Here is a 19448-nt window from a genome sequence, read left to right on the forward strand (position 1 = left end):
AAATTATTCAATTCTTATTAAATATTCGCGTAATAATCTATTGTTTCACCTGCTTTAAGTGTCACGATAGCTTTTTTGTATTTCGGGCTGCGACCAGTAACTAATCCGCCTTTTGTATTTCTAGACTTAACTTTACCTTCTACAACCATTGTGTTAATAGCCAAAACGTTAACGCCGTACATCTTTTCAATAACTTGCTTAATCTGCAATTTATTAGCTTTGTGATCTACTTTAAAGGTAAAGCGGTTAGACTTCTCTGTTAATGCAGAAGCTTTTTCTGTTAATATCGGTTTTCTTAAAAGTTCCATATTACTTGGCAAATGCCTCCTCCAATGTTTTAAGAGAATCAGCAGTCAACAAAAGCTTACCACAATTTAATACATCATATGTATTCAACTGATCTGCAGTAATTACTTTCGCTTTCTGAATGTTTCTGCTTGATAAATAGATATTGTTATTTTGTGAAGGTAAAACCAACAATGTCTTTTCTCCTGATAAATTCAAAGCGCTAACTAAATTGATATAGTTTTTAGTTTTGATCGAATCAAAAGTGAAGTCTTCTAAAACAACAACATTTTGATCCTGTGCTTTGTAAGATAATGCAGACTTACGAGCCAACACTTTCAATTTCTTATTCAATTTAAAGCTGTAATCACGTGGCTGAGGACCAAACACACGACCACCACCATTGAACAATGGAGATTTAATACTTCCGGCACGAGCACCACCAGTACCTTTTTGTTTATATAATTTACGGGTTGAACCAGCAATTTCATTACGTTGCTTAGACTTGTGCGTTCCTTGACGTTGATTAGCCAAATACTGCTTTACATCTAAATAAATTGCGTGGTCAACAGGCGTTATGCCAAATACCGACTCAGGAAGCTGCACCTTGGCACCTGTCTCTTTTCCTGAAATGTTTAATACTTTAACTTCCATCTGCTTACTTGTCTAAGATTACGTAAGAACCCTTAGCTCCTGGAATGGAACCACTAACTACAACAAGATTTTGATCAGCATAAACTTTCAAAACCTGTAAGTTTTGAATTTTCACTCTGTCTCCACCCATTCTTCCCGCCATACGCATGCCTTTAAATACACGTGAAGGATAAGAAGCAGCACCCAATGAACCCGGCGCACGCATTCTGTTGTGCTGTCCGTGAGTCTGTCCACCAACACCAGCGAAACCATGACGTTTTACAACACCCTGGAAACCTTTACCTTTTGAAGTACCAACAACATCCACAAAATCGCCTTCATTAAAGATGCTAACCGTTACAGTATCACCTAAATTTAATGATTCTTCAAATGGCTCGAATTCAACCAATTTGCGTTTTGGGGTAGTGTTTGCTTTCGCAAAGTGGCCTTTTAAAGGCTGAGTTGTGTTCTTCTCTTTAGCTTCGTCGAAACCTAACTGAACTGAAACGTAACCGTCTTTCTCTGCGGTCTTTACCTGTGTAACTACACAAGGCCCAGCTTCGATCACCGTACAAGGAATATTCTTCCCATCGGCGTCGAAAATGCTGGTCATTCCTACTTTTTTTCCAATAATACCTGACATTTTCTATTTTAATTTAACACCCATCGAAGCAGTAGGGCTTCGTTCAAGGTGGATACACATCCCCGTTAAGGGACGGCAAAAATAGGAAAGAAATCTTAATTTTCAAATAGTTAGCTCATTATTTTTTCAAATAAGTGCAAAATATTTTTTCCGACGGAATTACGATATCAATAAATACTGCCCTAACCGGCCAGCTTATTGCTTAAACTAAATAGAATAACACACAAAACAAATAAACCAATCAAAACATAAAGGTAGTCCCGCTCTATCAGAAAACTAAACACAGAGAAAACAACACGTAAAATCGGTGTAAAAATCAACAATAACGTCCCAAATTGGATAATCGCACTGCCGTCGACACGCTTCAATCCTGAAAAAATTGCATTTATTGACGACAGTCCCGACTTACCTGGGTTAAATTTTTCATAATCCACTATGCCCAAATAATTTGAAAAAAGATATATTAAACCGCCGACAAATACTACACTCATAGATGAAATTACCCCCACACGCAATAGCGTACCAAGTATAACCTGAACATCTTTATCTGCGAAAAAATTCTTGCTGTCTTTAATCATAGTCTCCCTGCTAATCCATTGTAAATCATTTGCAACGCTAAAAATGTAACAACAACTGCAAAAACAACTTTCAATTTATCCGTTTTAGTTCTCACAAGAATCTTTGACCCAATTGTTGCCCCCACCAAGACTCCTATTGTAACCGGCATCGCAATTCCAGGATCAATTTGCCCCCTATGCAAATACACAATCGCACTGGCCGCCGCAGTAACCCCCATCATAAAATTACTGGTGGTCGTAGATACCTTAAATGGTATACGCATGATATTATCCATTGCTATCACTTTAAGTGCGCCTGAGCCTATCCCCAGCAATCCTGATATGATACCAGCAATAAACATCATCAAGAATCCTCCTAACACATTATGCACAGCATATTTCTTCACACCATCTTCGGTCGGATAAGTTCCATTTAGTTTTAAAAAAAGAGCCAGTTTTCCGGAAGTATCGTTATCGGAGCGATCTATTTTTTTTCTGACCATCATCGCCGCTGAGAACAACAAGATCAATCCAAAGATTACGGCGATATAACCAGGATCTATAAACACAGTTACCACCGCTCCTATAATTGCACTGACTGTCGTAGCAATCTCCAGAAACATTCCTATTCGTATATTCGTTATGCCCTCTTTTACATATGCAGCTGCAGAGCCTGAAGATGTCGCAATAACAGAAATTATCGATGCGCCTATTGCATAATGAATATCAACGCCTAACCCTAATGTTAACAGTGGAATAATTATTACTCCACCACCAAGCCCGGTTAAAGACCCAACCAATCCAGCAAGGAAAGCTCCGGCAAGGACTATGATAGTAAATAGTAATACGGACATCGCCTGCAAATATACTATCTACCAACAAAACACAATAAAATTAAATTATGAATGTTAAATTAGACGTAAACTATTCAAACATGAAAAAAATTCTATCCCTATTTATTGCGGTGTTATTAATTGGCCTTTCCGGCAAAGCCCAATTAACAAATGATACCAGTAAAACAGATCCAAGCCTGAGAGGTCAGTACCAATTGATGTTATCCAAATCCAAAACACTAAATGGATATAAGTTGGTAAACCCAAGCAGGCTCTCTACATTTTGGCAAAACGTGAGAGATACAATCGTAACTTCACACAAACAACTTGCACAAGTCCGCAAAAAACTAAATGAGCAGGAGAAAGAAATACAGACGCTGAAGAAAAATATATCAGGAACAGAATCATCATTAGCCAGCACCAATGCCAGACTAAATGAAATCACCTTCCTTGGCATAGCATTTACTAAGTCCAACTACAATATTGTCGTATGGGGTCTAATAATAGCGCTGGGGATTGCCTTAGCAATTGTCATCCTTCGATCCTCAAAACACATCCATGAATCGAAATATAGAAGCAACCTATATGAGGAGATTTCGCAGGAATATCAAAGTTACAAAGTAAAAGCCAACGAAAAAGAAAAGAAACTCGCACGTGAACTACAAGACGAACGCAACAAACTTGAGGAACTAAAAGGCAGATCATAAATCTACACCAACAAAAAGGCCTTCCTGAAATTTCAGGAAGGCCTTTTTGTTATGGTTAACTGTATAAAGTTAAACTTTGATCTCTACTTCAACGCCGCTAGGCAATTCAAGTTTCATCAACGCATCAACTGTTTTAGAGTTAGAGCTATAAATATCTAACAAACGTTTGTATGCGCACAACTGAAACTGCTCACGCGCTTTTTTGTTCACGTGTGGTGAACGCAAAACTGTGAAAATTTTCTTTTCTGTAGGCAACGGAATCGGTCCGCTAACCACTGCACCCGTAGGTTTTACTGTCTTAACGATTTTCTCAGCAGATTTATCTACCAGATTGTAATCGTAAGATTTCAATTTAATTCTGATTCTTTGGCTCATCTTATTTTTATTTAAAGCAGATGGTTAGAGCTATTAATAACCATCTGCGATGTTTCTTTTGTTAATCGGCTGATTTAACTCTGCCTTTTGATTTAGCAATTACTTCGTCCTGCACGTTTCTAGGAGCAGCTTCATAATGGTCAAATTCCATTGTTGAAGTTGCACGACCTGAAGTGATCGTACGTAACTGAGTTACATAACCAAACATTTCAGATAATGGTACAGTTGCTTTAATAACTTGTGCTCCTGCACGAGTATCCATACCTAGAAGCTGACCACGACGACGGTTCATATCACCAATTACATCACCCATATTCTCCTCTGGAGTTAGGATTTCAATTTTCATGATAGGCTCCATCAATACCGGGTTACATTTAGGTAACGCTTCACGATAAGCCATTCTAGCTGCAAGCTCAAATGACAAAGCATCTGAATCGACTGCGTGGAATGAACCATCAATTAAACGAACCTTCATGTCTGGTAGCGGGTAACCAGCCAATACACCGTTAGCCATTGCTGCTGCAAATCCTTTTTCTACCGAAGGAATAAACTCACGAGGAATTGAACCACCTGAAATTTCATTTACAAACTGTAAACCACCTTTTTCGAAATCTGCATCAATTGGAGAGATAACAACCTGGATATCCGCGAATTTACCGCGACCACCTGATTGTTTTTTATATGTCTCACGGTGTTGAGTTGTACCGAAGATTGCTTCTTTGTAAGCTACCTGAGGAGCTCCTTGGTTAACCTCAACCTTAAACTCACGCTTAAGACGGTCAATCAGGATGTCAAGGTGAAGCTCACCCATACCAGAGATAACAGTCTGACCAGTTTCCTCATCAGTTTGTACTCTAAAAGTAGGATCCTCTTCAGCAAGCTTAGATAATCCCATACCCAACTTATCAATATCAGCTTGAGTTTTAGGCTCAATAGCTAAACCGATAACCGGCTCAGGGAAATTCATAGACTCAAGAACGATAGGATTTTTCTCTTCGCAAAGTGTATCTCCTGTTTTGATATCTTTAAAGCCTACAACCGCAGCAATATCACCAGCACCTACATTAGGAATCGGGTTTTGCTTGTTGGCATGCATTTGGAATATACGTGAAATACGCTCTTTATTCTCAGAACGTGCGTTGTAAATGTATGATCCTGCTTCTAAGTTACCTGAGTAAACACGGATGAAACATAAACGGCCAACGAAAGGATCTGTCGCAATTTTAAAAGCTAAAGCCGCAAAAGGTTCTTTTTCATCAGGTTTACGCAACACTTCTTCACCTGTATTAGGATTAGTTCCAACAATACCTTCTGAATCCATTGGTGAAGGCAATAATTCCATCACATAGTCAAGCATAGTTTGTACACCTTTGTTTTTGAAAGATGAACCACAAACCATAGGTACAATTTTCGCGTCCAATACAGCTTTACGTAAAGCATCAAGGATTTCACGCTCTGTAATTGAGTTAGGATCTTCGAAGAATTTCTCCATCAAAGACTCATCATAATCAGCTACAGATTCTAATAATTTCTCTCTCCACTCAGCAACCTCATCAATCATATCCTCAGGGATAGGCACTTCAGTAAAGGTCATACCTTTATCATGCTCATTCCAAACAATACCACGATTGTTGATCAAATCAACAACACCGGTAAAGCTATCTTCAGCACCGATAGGTAATTGCAAGGGAACTGCATTACTACCTAACATACTTTTAACCTGTCCAACAACTTTCAAGAAGTCTGCTCCGGAACGGTCCATTTTATTAACGAAACCAATACGGGCAACATTATAGTTGTTAGCCAAACGCCAGTTAGTTTCAGATTGAGGCTCAACACCATCAACTGCAGAAAACAAAAACACCAATCCATCTAATACACGTAACGAACGGTTTACCTCAACGGTAAAATCCACGTGTCCAGGTGTATCGATAATGTTGATGTGGTAATCCTGACCTCTGTATTTCCAACCTACTGTTGTAGCAGCCGAAGTAATGGTAATACCGCGCTCCTGCTCTTGTGCCATCCAGTCCATTGTTGCGGCACCTTCGTGCACCTCACCAATTTTATGGCTAACACCAGCATAATAAAGGATACGCTCTGTTGTTGTGGTTTTACCCGCATCAATGTGAGCTGCAATCCCGATATTTCTTGTAAATCTTAAATCTCTTGACATTATATAAGTTCAATTATTAGAAACGGAAATGAGAGAACGCTTTGTTAGCTTCAGCCATTTTATGCGTATCTTCTTTCTTTTTAACTGCTGCACCTTCACCTTTAGCTGCCGAAACGATTTCACCTGCTAATTTTTCTTTCATGGTTTTCTCTCCACGTTTACGTGCATAAGAAATTAACCATTTCATACCTAAAGCAATTTTACGATCTGGTCTTACTTCTGTAGGAACCTGGAAGTTAGCTCCACCTACACGGCGTGACTTAACCTCTACAGCAGGCATTACATTAGCTAAAGCACGTTTCCATACTTCTAAGCCGTTCTCACCAGATTTTTTCTCTGCTAATTCAACAGCATTATAAAAAATATCATATGCGATAGATTTTTTACCATCGTACATCATATTGTTCACAAATCTCGTCACCTGAACATCGTTAAATTTTGGATCAGGAAGGATAATTCTCTTTTTTGGTTTTGACTTTCTCATTTTTCTTTCCTCCTAATTATTTCTTTTTACCTTTTGTTGGTGCCGCAGCTACTTGTCCTGGCTTAGGACGTTTAGTACCATATTTTGAACGACGTTGGTTACGACCAGCAACTCCTGAAGTATCTAATGCTCCACGGATGATGTGATAACGTACACCTGGCAAATCTTTAACACGACCACCACGGATCAATACGATAGAGTGTTCCTGTAGGTTGTGACCTTCTCCAGGAATGTAAGCATTAACCTCTTTACCATTGGTTAAACGTACACGTGCAACTTTACGCATTGCTGAGTTTGGTTTTTTAGGGGTAGTAGTATATACACGTGTACATACACCTCTTCGCTGTGGACAGCTGTCCAACGCTGGAGACTTACTCTTGAACTCCAGTGCTACTCTACCTTTTCTAACTAATTGTTGAATGGTTGGCATTGTTCTTTTTTGTTTTTCTTATTTTATGTTTAAAAACTTTACCCCTCAATAAGGGACTGCAAAGGTAAGACAATACATTTTATAAATCAAGGGGTTAACATAAAAAATAGACATAAAAAAATAGGGCGTCCATCCAGAGCGCCCTATTACTTATTAACTTCCCTAAATTTTATCATTCTAATCAAAAAAAAGAACGACAAAGCCTTTATAATAAATTCAATATTAAATCAAAAAAAAATACAGTTTATTTACCCCTTTCGTCATTAACGAATTGTATTAAACTTTTCAAAGTTAAAAACAGAAAGACACAATCTATTGTACTTTAATACCTAAGTATTGCACTTTATGGTTTTAAACGGCAGCCGAATGATAAGAAGTCCTGTAATCAAGAGCCGTTATTCCAGTCATCTTCTTAAAAAAACGACAGAAGTACCCCTGACTATTAAATTCCAGTTCCACCGCAATTTCCTTAACGGTAAGTGTAGTTTCACTCAGCAAGCTTTTACTCTCCAGCAGCAACCGGTCCTGGAGCAACTCATAAACAGTCTTACCCAACAATGGCTTAGTTATGTTGTTAATCCGACGACCAGGCAATCCGATTGCATCGTAGTAATAGTCAGGATCTTTACGCTTCTTATATTCCCTCTCTATTAAAGACTTTAACTTTTTAACAACTGAAAACCTCCTGTCTAAATTACCAGCCGTACCCACAAAAGGATTACATTGTTCCGCACAAAGCAACATACCATTAAGTAAGTTGGTAATCATCATGGCATTAGGATTCACCTGCCTGGCCTCAAGCTGCAGCAAACTAAATAATCCCATAAAAATTTCACATGATAATTCTTTAAGATCAAGATATGGCTGACGGTAAAAATTGTTCAAAAGAGTATCATTCAAATTCCTGAGCGCCTCTTCATTTAACAATATCATCCACCCGTCTTCTGCATATTGCTTAATCTGATGAAGCTGACCAGACCTCACAAAAAACAGTCTGCCCGGGAGCAGATCATAATCAATATGATCAATACTCTGAACACCTTTGCCCTTTGTTGCCCACACTACCACATCAAAAGCATGCCGGTGCGGCTCATAAGAATAATACTGAGAAATGCTATCAAAACGGCAAACATCAATTAACTTCTTTCCAAATAGCTTATGGAAAGGCAATAAAGAATGTATATATTCAGTAGCAGGTTCGTTCATTTGAAAGCACTATATATTAATTTACTATTATCCTATTCTTTTATTAGTCCGACAATGCAGACTATCAATTCTTTTTCATCAATCATGACCACATCAATCGGTCTTGCTTTGGGATGATGTTTTTACAATAAAATTTAGGCTATATAGTATAATCAATAATGATGATCTCAAATCATAAAGCATTGAGATTCATCTAACTGAATTTACTTAAAACAAATTTAAATAATAATAATTACATTAAACAAACTTAATATAAAAAAATAGCGACAATATGTTTTAACTGAAAATGCCTTCTTAATGGAAAGTATTTAAATACAATTTTTCTATTTTTTTCCTCGCCCAATCCGTTTTACGCAAAAACTTTAAACTGGAGTTCATAGTGGGATTGTTGTTAAAACAATCGATTTTGACCAAAAGACCAAGTTCTTCCCATCCATAATGCCATACCAGCTGCTTAAGGATGAACTCAAGCGTCTTACCATGCAGTGGATTGTTTTTTTGCTCCTGTAATGTCATGGTGTAAAAATAATAAGAATAACTAAATTTGACCGCCTTATAAAAATATTAAACATGAATTATAAATTAGGAGACTTTGTACGTTTCGTAGACGAGAACTTAGAAGGTTACATCACCAGAATTATCGACAAAGATACCATCGGCGTAACTGATGCCAATGATTTTGAAATTCCCGTGCTCGCATCCAAAGTAACATTGGTGCACGGAGAAGTACCGGAAGACGAAATTACTGCAAGCAAACAAACCACCATAACTGCCCAAACTCCTTTTGTATCTGACGGCATTTATCTGGCTATTGTTTCTGACCAGCACAGCAATTCTGTTGGTCATTTTTACCTGGTAAATGAAACATCATTTCAACTGCCCGTTAGCTTTAGCACAGAACAGGGAGGGAATTTCAAAGGTGAATTTGTAAATATCATTGCAGCCGGTTCAACGAAAAAGATATATTCAGCGCAGCTTGGCGATATTCATTCATGGCCAAAATTCAGACTCGAAATACTATATCACACCAGCTTAAATATAGCACCTAAGCCGCCTATCGTATTTCATCAGTCTATAAAAGGCAAAGATTTATCCGTTGCAAAACAGGAGATCACATTGTTAAAACAAAAGGGCTGGTTGATTAAACTGGACCAGCCAGAAGCAATAATTGATGCCGATAAACTAAAAGCGAGCTTCTTTAAATAAAAACAGGAGATTGGCTACATGCCAATCCCCTGTTTCTACAGTAATTTCTAATTCTTTTTCCAGCTATTATTTGAACTATTGACATCCGGAAGTACATGCTTTGGATCTAAAACTACCCCTACAACCTCTTCGCTTGTAGCATAACGGACAGTCCAGGAATTATTTCTCATCCAAACATCAACCGGCAGCCTCACCATGTCTTTTTTACCACTTTTCGTCGTAACCTCAAGGATTATTGGCATAGGCATCTGTTCCAAATTAGACACCACAATATTGTAACCTGTAGTCTTCCCGTCTTTCTTCTCTTCTGTTACTTTTGCAATGGCTTGATCCATTTTCCAGTTTTCTAAAAACCAACCTCTCCAGAACCACGAAAGATCTTCACCTGCCCCATTTTCCATAGAGCGGAAAAAATCAAATGGAGTTGGATGTTTAAATGCCCACTGGGCTATATAATTTTTAAATGCGTAATCAAAACGATCGGCTCCCAATACCTCATTCCTCAATATGTCCAATCCCCATCCTGGCTTACTGTATAAGTTTACACCTATATTACGTTCTCTCATCGCATCAGGAGTCAACATCATATATTCCACTTCGGCACTTTGCAGATACTGAGCTATTTGATGCATATCTTCCGCCTCTTTTTTATACTCTCCATTGTTAAATGCATCTGTAGAAATTCCATTGATGAATGTATTAAATCCTTCATCCATCCAGCCATATTTTCTTTCATTACTACCTACAATCATTGGAAACCAGGTATGACCAAATTCATGGTCTATTACACCCCATGCACTTCCATTTTTTGCTTTCCAGCCACAAAACACAATACCCGGATATTCCATCCCACCTACATTACTCGCTACATTTATGGCCATTGGATAAGGGTATTCAAACCACTTATTTGAATAATGTTCAATAGATGCTTTTACATATTCTGCAGCTCTTCCATAGCCATCTCGTCCATTACTCTCCACAGGATGCGCAGCCACAGCGAGCGACTTTTTACCGCTTGGCAAATTAATCCTTGCGGCATCTAAAACAAATGCTTTAGAAGACCCCCAGGCTACATCTCTGGTATTTTTAATTTTAAATTTCCACGTAAGCTTATCTTTAGCAGGGCGAGATTTAGGATCATTAACCTCCGATTCTGATCTTATGGTTACTATTTTATCACTGTTTTTCGCCGCATTCCATCGTTGCAATTGCGTAGCTGTAAACACCTCCTGAGGATTCAAAAGTTCTCCCGAACCCATTACTATATGACTGGCAGGTGCAGTTATCGCAAAGTCAATGTCCCCATATTCGCAATAAAACTCACCCGCTCCCCAATAAGGCAAAGTATTCCAGCCCAAAATATCATCATACACACACATCCTTGGAAACCACTGTGCAATCGAAAAAATCTCACCGTTCTTTGTTGTTAAATGTCCCATTCTGTCCGAACCATTAACAGGTACCGTAAATGAAAAATTCATCTTAACTGTAATCACATCTCCATTTGCCGCCATAGGTTCATCCAATCTGATCTGCATCCTTGTATCCTCTATCAAAGAAGTAAACTTGACTGGTTTTAATTTCTGAACAACCGATAGACCCTCAATTTTATATCCTCCCTCAAGTTTTTCTCCTCTGGCTCCATACCTGCTACCCGCAGGAATCAAAGCATTGCCTCTAGATTCAGGTGAAAATAAATTCTGATCTAATTGCAACCATAAAAACGGGAGTTTATCAGGACTGTTATTTTTATAGGTGATCGTAACTGTACCGCTAACCTTATTGTTGGCATCATCAAGATTAGCAACGATACTATAGTCTACCTTATTTTGCCAATATTTTGGGCCGGGATATCCATTTGCAGAACGAAATTCGTTACCATTCTGAGTATAGAACAATGGTCCGAATGCAGCATGAGCATCATATTTCCCCAGTATGGCCCCGGGTTGTTGAGACATCGCAGTTAAACCAAAGACGCACAAGAGCGTCAATAGCAAGGTTGACTTATTTAACATAGTATAACGTTGGTTTAAAGTTTTACCATAAAGGTATAAAAACCAATGAGCTACTTTGCCATTGTAACGGTATTATTAATTACTTTTTAATTTGGGCACAGCTGGCGGTCGTCGCTGCGCAGGTGGCAGTTTCAACCAGGTATGATAAGCCTTAACCGTATAATACGCATAGTTAAATGGTCGTTCCGTTTGCACAAGACCTACAGACGGCCGATATAATGACATAAAATCTTTCAAATCCTGTCCACTCAGCTTTACCAGCTCAGAAACATATTTTTCTGTGAAAACAGTATTGATCTCTGTCTCATAAAAATCCCGCTCCTCCAATTTCTTAACCTGTTCTTGCTGCCGTTTATATTTCCCGTATCCAAGATTAAACGCCAATCCACCCGCCCTGTCGTTGTTTCCTTTTCCCCTCAGTCCATCGCTTTCAAAACGTTTGAATTCTTTGGCCTCCGGATCTGGCGATAAAATCGAAGAATTAATCTTAGCTCCCCTTATAGAAACTTCTTTTAGATTCGTAGAACTAGCCGGCAAATAAATCGCTCTTGGCGATAAATTAATCAGGTAAACCGTATCGGTATGATATCCAACATAGGAAAATTCGATCAAGTCACCAATCTTTGCCGCAATGTTAAAATTCCCCCCACTCAATGTCTTGGTAGATTGTTTATTGGATAAATTTCTGACCTGAGCTCCTGATATTGGTGATCTCTTATTTTCAAAGTCGTAAACTTTACCGGACACAGAATTTTGTGCCAGCAATATTGACGGAAGTAAGCATAAAACAAGAAGCATCAATTTCTTAATCATACCCCAAAAGTAATGCTGTTTAAACATTAACCTGAGTATTTAACAAACTTTAACAGGAAATGTTCCACCTATTTTACTTCAACAGCCTTTCATAAGCCTCTTCATTAAAGCTGATCAAAACAGCTTTTCCATCCACTTCTACTACCGGACGCTTTATAGCACTGGTATTCATTAGCAATACCTTAATTGCACTGTGTTGATCTATTACCTCCTGCTGCTGTTCCAATGATAATTTTCTCCACGTCGTACCTTTCTTGTTCAGCACGTTTTCCCAGCCAAATGTATCACACCATTCATTCAGCTGCTCAGCGGTAATGCCTTTCTTCTTAAAATCATGAAACTCTGGTTTAAAACCATTTTCAGCAAGCCAGTCCATAGCTTTCTTCACAGTATTACAATTTGGTATCCCATATACAGTCATACCGACAAATTTAAATGATAATTCGTCACATTTTTTAGAGGTTTTATCACATTTTAAAAATTGCACCCCTTAAGCTTTGTACTATTGCCCTACAAATAAAATCAAGACCAAAGAAATGATAAAACTAAAAGAATCCACAAAGATTGAACTCCTGGCATTTACAGGCTGCATTATACTGGCACTGCTCTTTTCAACCGCACAAGCTATAAGTGAACACTATAGCACAGAAAACCACATTTATTACAATAATTTCTGGATCTCACTGTTATTCAGCCACATGATCACATGTATTGCTTATCTTATTTTGTGTCTTTATGTGCAAAATGAAATGGAGCAAGGGGATACTCCTCCATCAAATGCCATCATACTAATCTGCATACTCATAAACGTTTGTTTCATTACAGAAATCATAAACATCTATTTCACCATTCTGCTTTCATTAAGAATGGCAGTGATTTATTTCACAGCCAACAAGCATAACCCAGGTAATAAACTGCATAAAGAAGCCCTGGCGCTTTTTGCTTGCTCCATTTTTATTCACGCAAGTGTGATATTATTAAATGGACATCATTACATTATCGGCTTTTTCCTTGTAATTACACCCATAGCCATCCTGCATTACCTATATGACATGTACATGTATCTGCCTTCTACAAAGCAAAAACGCTTTGCATGGTTAAGATATATAGGTTTTACAATACTCGCTACTATCATTACCTACATACCGGTCTTCGCATTAGTCAGTATTTTTTTTCCCAACAATGATTACAGCAATAGTTACAATGATGACATTATGAAAATACTGTTAATCGTTAACCTACCCGTACAGCTCATTCTCGTTCCACTCTTCACCTGGAATGTTTATAAATCAAGGCTTAGAAAAAACAATGAAGAAATACTAAGTCTAAAAACTGAACTTGGAAAATCAGATGCCAATCTTAACTTCTTAAAGTCACAGATTAACCCGCATTTCCTGTTCAATTCACTAAACACTTTGTATGGTACTGCTCTTCAGGAAAAAGCAGAGCGCACTGGAGAAGGTATACAAAAATTAGGCGATATGATGCGGTTCATGCTCCAGGAAAACATCGAAGATAAAATCCTTTTAAGCCGTGATGTTGATTACCTCAATAATTATATTTCGATTCAAAAATTAAGGACCTCAATCTCACCCGATATAGTGATTGAAACCCAGATTGAAGAGCAGCACAATAACTTGCAGATCACGCCAATGCTGCTCATACCATTTGTTGAGAATGCATTTAAACATGGAATCAGTTTGCAATATCTTTCTCACATCAAAATCACATTGCAAACAGACAAAAACAAACTTTATTTTGATGTACACAACAGTATTCATGTAAAAAAAGACAACGATCCTGAGAGATTACAAAGCGGAATAGGGCTTCAAAACGTAAAGCAACGCCTTGCATTAATTTATCCCAATAAACACGAACTCATCATCAGGGAAAATGCCAAAGAATTTTTTATTCACCTCACATTGCAACTCGAAGGAAATAATTAGCTTTAATGCATGATTGCAATCGCCATAGATGATGAACCGATAGCTTTGGATGTAGTCAAATCACACGCATCCAAAGTTCCTTTTATAGAACTTCAGGCCTCCTTTACAAATGCCTTTTCTGCGGTTAAGTATTTACAGGAAAATAAAGTTGATCTGATTTTTTTAGATATAAAAATGCCAGACATTAACGGTATTGATTTCCTGAATAGCTTAAGTAAGCCCCCGATGGTTATTTTTACCACTGCATATTCTGAACATGCAGTGAAAAGCTTTGAGCTGGATGCGATAGATTACCTTTTAAAGCCTTTCTCTCTTGCTCGATTTTTAAAAGCCTGCAACAAGGCTCAAGAACTATATAACCTTCGTACTAAGATAGAAACTACAGAGAACAACTTCTTTTTCATCAAAGATGGCTATGAACAAATAAAGGTATTTCTTGAGGATATATTGTATATAGAGGCCTCCGGAAATTACACACTAATCCATAGCCTAAATAATAAATTGATCAGTACAAGGGTTCCCTTAAACGAAATGCTGCTACTGCTACCTCCTAAAAAATTCATTAGAACACATCGTGCCTTCATTATTGCCAGGGACAAAATCACAAAATTTGACCGCAGTCAAATCTGGATCAACAGCGAGATTATACCAATAGGACCGACTTATGCGCAGTGCCTCGTGGATTTACATTAAAATTCGGCAAATAGTTCAACAAAAACTTTCAAATAAGATATTATCGTTAATATTGTATTTAGTATTTATAGGCGCTTCATTTATAACTTATATATGTTTAAACTATCCTTTAAGCAGCAGGTATTAACGGGCTTTGGTATATCACTGTTATTTGTCCTGTTATCTGCAATAACGTCACATTTAAGTATAAAAAATTTAAATGAAGATACAAAATGGCAAAGTCATACTTACGATGTCATCAATCTTGTAAAAGATATTGAAACCAATGTCCTAAACTCAGAAACCGGCATCCGCGGGTTTATACTTTCCGGAGAAAGAGCATACCTTACCCCATATAACAAAAGCGCCCCCAAAATTCTTCCCGCAATCCAGGACTTAAAGAATCTGGTATCCGACAATCCGGAACAGTATGTCAGAATTGACTCCCTTAATTCTTATGCTCTGGCTAAAATTGATGAAATGCATGAAGTCTTAAGAATCAATGATAGCCAGGGAAAGGAAGCGGCTTCCACTAGAGTCATGAAGGGTCTTGGACAAACTTACAAAAACCAAATTCTAAAAATTAGCGGAAAAATAATTGAAGTAGAATATCAACTGTTAAAGAAAAGAAAGGAAGCCACTGCAGACAGTAGCAAACAAAGTGAATGGATCGTACTGTTAAGTGCGGCTGTTATATTCGGCCTGATTCTTTTTCTCTTCTCCTATATCCGCAAAACATTCGATCAGCAAAAGGAAACCGAAATACACATCAGAGATTCCAATATACAACTCGAAAAAATATCTGCAGAAAACGAACAGAAAAACTGGTTGCTTTTGGGTGCAACGGCGGTCAATGAGGCCATGCGTGGCGAACAGGAAGTTGAAGAACTGGCCATAAACATAGTAACATCAATATGTAATTATATAGACGCCCCGGTAGGATCCTTATTCCTCGTCAATAACGCTAAAAAAACAATTAAATTCACCGGTGGCTACGCTTTTCAACCCACAAAAGGAAATGCAAAGGAGTATCACTTTGGAGAAGGACTTGTCGGACAGTCAGCTTTCGAAAAACAACCTAAACTTTTTAAAAATATACCTAAGGATTATATCAAAATTCAATCTGGTCTTGGAGACACGCTTCCGCAATGTATATTCTTACTTCCTGTGCTATTCGAAAATGAAACACTGGCAGTCATAGAATTTGGATTAAGTACCGAACCAAATGATTCTGTTTTATTGTTTTTGAACACCATTACGGAAAGTATCGGAGTAGGAATTAATAGCGCGGTAGCCAGAGTAAAACTCAGGTCCCTTTTTGAACAGACGCAGCAACAGGCTGAAGAACTTGAAAGCCAGCAAGAAGAGTTGCGTACTACAAACGAGGAACTCGTTTACAAATCTGAACAGCTTCAGGCATCGGAAGAAGAGTTGCGGGTTCAGCAGGAAGAGCTTAGACAAACCAACGCAGAATTAGAGGAGAAAGCTCAACTGCTTGAAGAACGCAACATCCTCGTAAATCAGGCACGTGAGGCCATGAGCCTTAAAGCAGAGGAACTTGAAATATCCAGCAAGTACAAGTCTGAATTCCTGGCCAACATGAGCCATGAGCTGAGAACCCCATTAAACAGCATCCTTATCCTGGCGAGGATATTAAAAGAAAATCGTCCGGAAAACCTGAACGAGGACCAAATCAAATACGCAGGTGTAATTCATAATGCAGGAACCGACCTCCTCACCCTGATCAATGACATTCTCGACTTATCAAAAATAGAGTCAGGAAAAATAGACTTATCTATTGAACCGCTTAAACCGGTAGTTGTCAAAAACGACATGGAGGCGCTGTTCGCTGAGCTTGCCAGGAGTAAAAAGATCAAGTTCCAAACAATTGTTGAGCAAAATCTACCGGAACTGATCATAACAGATCAGGCCAGATTGGAGCAAATCGTAAAGAATCTCCTCTCTAATGCGTTTAAGTTTACCCCCGAACATGGTAATATTACTTTAAAGATCGCGGGCTCCGGGAAGCAAACAACCTATTTTTCAGAGCAACTAAAAAATACGAAGGAAAACATAATAGCAATATCCGTACAGGACTCAGGTATTGGAATTCCCGCAGACAAGCAAAAGCTTATATTTGAAGCCTTCCAACAGGCTGACGGGTCTACGAGCAGAAAATACGGAGGTACCGGGTTGGGTCTTTCTATTAGCAAAGAGCTCGCATATATACTTGGCGGAGAAATACAAGTGGAAAGCGAAACAAATGTTGGAAGTCTATTCACACTATTTATCCCCGAGCGTCATGTCGTCGCTGAAAATAATTCCCTTCCGGAAATACCGAAGCAGGTTGAAGAATCCATACAAAAAGCCACCCCGCTCGTTAAAGAACTTACACCATTACCTGCAGGCAATTTAAATGGGCAGCCTCAAACTTTGCTGATAGTTGAAGATGACGTTGTATTTGCTGACGTGCTCCATGACTATGCAATAGAAAAAGGCTTTAAACCAATTCTTGCACATAGTGGAGACAAAGGACTTGAGATGGCTGTATCAGAACTGCCAGATGCAATCGTATTAGATATTATGCTGCCGGTAATGGATGGATGGACCATACTTAAAAAACTAAAGTCTGACCCAAGAACGAAACATATCCCTGTACATATGATGTCGGCAGGCAATGAGAAAGAAAGTAAAGCGAAACAGGAAGGCGCAATTGGATTCCTAAAAAAACCGGTAGAGAAGGAGCAGCTTGATGAAGCATTTAAGCTCTTGAGTACTGCCCACGCCAAATATAACTTTAATAAGGTATTGCTCATCGAGGATCAGGAATTACACAGTGCACTGCTCACAGAACAACTTACCGAAAAGGGTGTTGAGGTCAAACAAGCATTTAGTGGTGAGGAGGCGCTCGAACTTCTAAAAGTCAATACATTTGACTGCATCATACTAGACCTTAAACTACCTGACATATCGGGTTTTGATCTTCTGGATGTGATCAAATTACAGCCCGCATTGGTACATGTTCCGGTTATTATCAATACCGCAATGGAGCTCGATGATGAAAAAATGGCTCATATCATGAAATATACTGAGGCCATGGTCTTAAAATCAAATAAATCTAACGACAGATTAATTGACGAGGTAAGCCTGTTCATGAATAAGCTGAAACAAGCTGAAAACCATAGCCCATCCACTTCAGCTTCCAGCAGTAAAAACAAGGGTGTCTCCACAATTGAAAAAGCACTCAAAGATAAAACCGTACTCATCACAGATGATGATATGAGAAATATCTTCGCACTTTCAAGTGCACTGCAGATGTATGATATGAACATTGTAATTGCCAATAATGGACGGGAAGCACTCGAAAAACTGGATGAAACAGAGCAGATAGATCTGGTTTTAATGGATATCATGATGCCAGAAATGGATGGATATGAAGCCATGAAGGCCATCCGCAGTGAAAAGCGATTTTCAAAACTCCCTATCATTGCGCTTACGGCCAAAGCAATGAAAAATGACAGAGAAAAATGTATTGAAGCAGGTGCAAATGACTACATATCTAAGCCTGTTGATATGGACAAACTTTTATCAATGCTTAGAGTCTGGCTAAGTTAATATGAATGATCAAACTACCGATACCATCACATATGATCAATTAACCGATTTAGTTGATCTTATAAAGAACATCCATGGCTTTGATTTTGGAGACTATTCTGCCGCATCTTTAAAACGAAGGGTTACGCGTATCATGCAGCTTCAAAGATTGACTTTGTTCGATCTTAGAACATTGCTGACAAACGACAATGATTACTTTGAATCATTTCTCATTGAAGTTACTGTAAACGTGACTGAAATGTTCAGAGATTCTCAGTTTTTTAAATCAGTTGCCAGCAATGTGATTCCGTATTTAAAATCCTATCAGAGAATAAAGGTGTGGAATGCTGGCTGCTCCACCGGAGAAGAGCTCTACTCATTTGCCATCTTATTTTCAGAAGAAAACCTTTATGAGCGGTGTTTTTTTTACGGAACAGACATCAATATGGATGTGCTGGAATATGCCAGAAATGGCATTTATGACCCGCAAAAAATGAAGCAGTACGCCGAAAACTATACCAAAACAGGCACAAAACATACCTTATCTGATTATTATACAGCGAAATATGATGCGGTAAAGATCAATCATTCGCTGAAAAAGAACGTACTGTTTTCTGTCCACAATCTGGCTTCAGATGGTGTATTCAATGAATTTCAGGTGATTTCTTGCCGCAACGTATTAATATATTTTAATTTAGAACTACAAAAAAGAGTGATAGAGCTATTTTACAATAGTTTAGCTAATTTTGGCTTTTTATGTCTTGGCTCTAAAGAGACACTGAGGAGCACAGAACTTGGACGGTTTAAAACGATCGACAAGAAAAATAACATTTACCAAAAAATAGCTTAGTGCTAAAACTGAAAAACACCACC

General features: G+C 38.3%; 20 protein-coding genes. 6 read left to right on the plus strand and 14 right to left on the minus strand.

Annotated features, from left to right (window positions below; genetic code table 11):
• Positions 1–17 precede the first annotated feature (17 nt).
• The 5 genes from rplW to FA047_RS08455 form a co-directional block, all read right to left on the minus strand.
• A complete protein-coding gene (gene rplW / locus FA047_RS08435) occupies positions 18–308 on the minus strand; it encodes a 50S ribosomal protein L23 (protein ID WP_136835530.1) in 291 nt (96 codons plus the stop codon).
• A gap of 1 nt (position 309) precedes the next feature.
• Positions 310–939: a 50S ribosomal protein L4 gene (gene rplD / locus FA047_RS08440; RefSeq protein ID WP_136835531.1), complete on the minus strand. Its 630-nt coding sequence runs from the start codon at positions 937–939 to the stop codon at positions 310–312.
• 4 nt (positions 940–943) lie between these two features.
• Positions 944–1561, minus strand: a complete 618-nt coding sequence (gene rplC / locus FA047_RS08445; RefSeq protein WP_136835532.1) for a 50S ribosomal protein L3 — start codon at positions 1559–1561, stop codon at positions 944–946.
• Positions 1562–1743: 182 nt separating this feature from the next.
• Entirely contained in the window at positions 1744–2139 is a 396-nt protein-coding gene (locus tag FA047_RS08450) for a DUF1634 domain-containing protein (protein WP_136835533.1), read from the minus strand.
• A complete protein-coding gene (locus FA047_RS08455; RefSeq protein WP_136835534.1) occupies positions 2136–2972 on the minus strand; it encodes a sulfite exporter TauE/SafE family protein in 837 nt (278 codons plus the stop codon). Before FA047_RS08455 ends, FA047_RS08450 begins: the two co-directional genes overlap by 4 nt.
• 80 nt (positions 2973–3052) lie before the next feature.
• On the opposite strand from FA047_RS08455, the gene FA047_RS08460 reads away from it, so the two are divergent.
• Positions 3053–3658, plus strand: a complete 606-nt coding sequence (locus FA047_RS08460) for a hypothetical protein (RefSeq protein ID WP_136835535.1) — start codon at positions 3053–3055, stop codon at positions 3656–3658.
• Between the two features lie 69 nt (positions 3659–3727).
• On the opposite strand, the gene rpsJ is transcribed toward FA047_RS08460, so the two are convergent.
• The 6 genes from rpsJ to FA047_RS08490 all read right to left on the minus strand — a co-directional run bounded on the left by rpsJ (position 3728) and on the right by FA047_RS08490 (position 8845).
• Positions 3728–4033, minus strand: a complete 306-nt coding sequence (gene rpsJ / locus FA047_RS08465) for a 30S ribosomal protein S10 (protein WP_008244591.1) — start codon at positions 4031–4033, stop codon at positions 3728–3730.
• A gap of 61 nt (positions 4034–4094) precedes the next feature.
• Positions 4095–6209, minus strand: coding sequence for an elongation factor G (fusA, locus tag FA047_RS08470; protein ID WP_136835536.1), 2115 nt, complete (start codon positions 6207–6209; stop codon positions 4095–4097).
• A 16-nt stretch (positions 6210–6225) separates the two neighbouring features.
• The gene (rpsG, locus tag FA047_RS08475; protein WP_136835537.1) at positions 6226–6693 is read right to left on the minus strand and encodes a 30S ribosomal protein S7; all 468 of its coding nucleotides are present in this window, start codon (positions 6691–6693) and stop codon (positions 6226–6228) included.
• Between the two features lie 16 nt (positions 6694–6709).
• On the minus strand, positions 6710–7123 hold the full coding sequence (rpsL, locus tag FA047_RS08480) for a 30S ribosomal protein S12 (protein ID WP_008244597.1): 414 nt from the start codon (positions 7121–7123) through the stop codon (positions 6710–6712).
• A gap of 351 nt (positions 7124–7474) precedes the next feature.
• On the minus strand, positions 7475–8329 hold the full coding sequence (locus FA047_RS08485; protein WP_136835538.1) for an AraC family transcriptional regulator: 855 nt from the start codon (positions 8327–8329) through the stop codon (positions 7475–7477).
• 294 nt (positions 8330–8623) lie between these two features.
• Entirely contained in the window at positions 8624–8845 is a 222-nt protein-coding gene (locus FA047_RS08490) for a VF530 family protein (RefSeq protein WP_136835539.1), read from the minus strand.
• A 54-nt stretch (positions 8846–8899) separates the two neighbouring features.
• On the opposite strand from FA047_RS08490, the gene FA047_RS08495 reads away from it, so the two are divergent.
• Positions 8900–9535, plus strand: coding sequence for a hypothetical protein (locus tag FA047_RS08495; protein WP_136835540.1), 636 nt, complete (start codon positions 8900–8902; stop codon positions 9533–9535).
• Positions 9536–9582: 47 nt separating this feature from the next.
• Here the strand turns inward: FA047_RS08495 and FA047_RS08500 are convergent, their stop codons facing one another.
• From FA047_RS08500 to FA047_RS08510, 3 genes are all read right to left on the minus strand, one after another.
• Entirely contained in the window at positions 9583–11493 is a 1911-nt protein-coding gene (locus FA047_RS08500) for a M1 family metallopeptidase (protein ID WP_136835541.1), read from the minus strand.
• A 132-nt stretch (positions 11494–11625) separates the two neighbouring features.
• Positions 11626–12390, minus strand: coding sequence for a carboxypeptidase-like regulatory domain-containing protein (locus FA047_RS08505; RefSeq protein WP_136835542.1), 765 nt, complete (start codon positions 12388–12390; stop codon positions 11626–11628).
• A 46-nt stretch (positions 12391–12436) separates the two neighbouring features.
• Positions 12437–12784, minus strand: a complete 348-nt coding sequence (locus tag FA047_RS08510; RefSeq protein WP_136835543.1) for an arsenate reductase — start codon at positions 12782–12784, stop codon at positions 12437–12439.
• Positions 12785–12899: 115 nt separating this feature from the next.
• Here FA047_RS08510 and FA047_RS08515 point away from each other — a divergent pair, with 115 nt between their 5' ends.
• From FA047_RS08515 to FA047_RS08530, 4 genes are all read left to right on the plus strand, one after another.
• Positions 12900–14309 (plus strand): sensor histidine kinase, encoded by a 1410-nt coding sequence (locus FA047_RS08515; protein ID WP_136835544.1) that lies wholly within the window; start codon positions 12900–12902, stop codon positions 14307–14309.
• 9 nt (positions 14310–14318) lie between these two features.
• Positions 14319–15002, plus strand: coding sequence for a LytR/AlgR family response regulator transcription factor (locus FA047_RS08520; protein WP_136835545.1), 684 nt, complete (start codon positions 14319–14321; stop codon positions 15000–15002).
• 93 nt (positions 15003–15095) lie between these two features.
• Positions 15096–18596: a response regulator gene (locus tag FA047_RS08525; protein WP_136835546.1), complete on the plus strand. Its 3501-nt coding sequence runs from the start codon at positions 15096–15098 to the stop codon at positions 18594–18596.
• 1 nt (position 18597) lies between these two features.
• Positions 18598–19425: a CheR family methyltransferase gene (locus FA047_RS08530; protein WP_136835547.1), complete on the plus strand. Its 828-nt coding sequence runs from the start codon at positions 18598–18600 to the stop codon at positions 19423–19425.
• Positions 19426–19448 lie beyond the last annotated feature (23 nt).

It is taken from the genome of Pedobacter frigoris (assembly GCF_005116445.1).
Taxonomy (GTDB): Bacteria; Bacteroidota; Bacteroidia; order Sphingobacteriales; family Sphingobacteriaceae; genus Pedobacter; species Pedobacter frigoris.

Excerpts from the sequence above, each read along its gene's own strand:
- FA047_RS08510 (WP_136835543.1), bottom strand. The coding sequence starts at position 12,784 with ATGACTGTATATGGGATACCAAATTGTAATACTGTGAAGAAAGCTATG.
- rpsJ (WP_008244591.1), bottom strand. The coding sequence starts at position 4,033 with ATGAGCCAAAGAATCAGAATTAAATTGAAATCTTACGATTACAATCTG.
- FA047_RS08515 (WP_136835544.1), top strand. The coding sequence starts at position 12,900 with ATGATAAAACTAAAAGAATCCACAAAGATTGAACTCCTGGCATTTACA.
- FA047_RS08495 (WP_136835540.1), top strand. The coding sequence starts at position 8,900 with ATGAATTATAAATTAGGAGACTTTGTACGTTTCGTAGACGAGAACTTA.
- FA047_RS08505 (WP_136835542.1), bottom strand. The coding sequence starts at position 12,390 with ATGTTTAAACAGCATTACTTTTGGGGTATGATTAAGAAATTGATGCTT.
- FA047_RS08490 (WP_136835539.1), bottom strand. The coding sequence starts at position 8,845 with ATGACATTACAGGAGCAAAAAAACAATCCACTGCATGGTAAGACGCTT.
- FA047_RS08460 (WP_136835535.1), top strand. The coding sequence starts at position 3,053 with ATGAAAAAAATTCTATCCCTATTTATTGCGGTGTTATTAATTGGCCTT.
- FA047_RS08485 (WP_136835538.1), bottom strand. The coding sequence starts at position 8,329 with ATGAACGAACCTGCTACTGAATATATACATTCTTTATTGCCTTTCCAT.
- rplC (WP_136835532.1), bottom strand. The coding sequence starts at position 1,561 with ATGTCAGGTATTATTGGAAAAAAAGTAGGAATGACCAGCATTTTCGAC.
- fusA (WP_136835536.1), bottom strand. The coding sequence starts at position 6,209 with ATGTCAAGAGATTTAAGATTTACAAGAAATATCGGGATTGCAGCTCAC.
- FA047_RS08525 (WP_136835546.1), top strand. The coding sequence starts at position 15,096 with ATGTTTAAACTATCCTTTAAGCAGCAGGTATTAACGGGCTTTGGTATA.
- FA047_RS08455 (WP_136835534.1), bottom strand. The coding sequence starts at position 2,972 with ATGTCCGTATTACTATTTACTATCATAGTCCTTGCCGGAGCTTTCCTT.
- rplD (WP_136835531.1), bottom strand. The coding sequence starts at position 939 with ATGGAAGTTAAAGTATTAAACATTTCAGGAAAAGAGACAGGTGCCAAG.
- rpsG (WP_136835537.1), bottom strand. The coding sequence starts at position 6,693 with ATGAGAAAGTCAAAACCAAAAAAGAGAATTATCCTTCCTGATCCAAAA.
- FA047_RS08500 (WP_136835541.1), bottom strand. The coding sequence starts at position 11,493 with ATGTCTCAACAACCCGGGGCCATACTGGGGAAATATGATGCTCATGCT.
- FA047_RS08520 (WP_136835545.1), top strand. The coding sequence starts at position 14,319 with ATGATTGCAATCGCCATAGATGATGAACCGATAGCTTTGGATGTAGTC.
- rpsL (WP_008244597.1), bottom strand. The coding sequence starts at position 7,123 with ATGCCAACCATTCAACAATTAGTTAGAAAAGGTAGAGTAGCACTGGAG.
- FA047_RS08530 (WP_136835547.1), top strand. The coding sequence starts at position 18,598 with ATGAATGATCAAACTACCGATACCATCACATATGATCAATTAACCGAT.
- rplW (WP_136835530.1), bottom strand. The coding sequence starts at position 308 with ATGGAACTTTTAAGAAAACCGATATTAACAGAAAAAGCTTCTGCATTA.
- FA047_RS08450 (WP_136835533.1), bottom strand. The coding sequence starts at position 2,139 with ATGATTAAAGACAGCAAGAATTTTTTCGCAGATAAAGATGTTCAGGTT.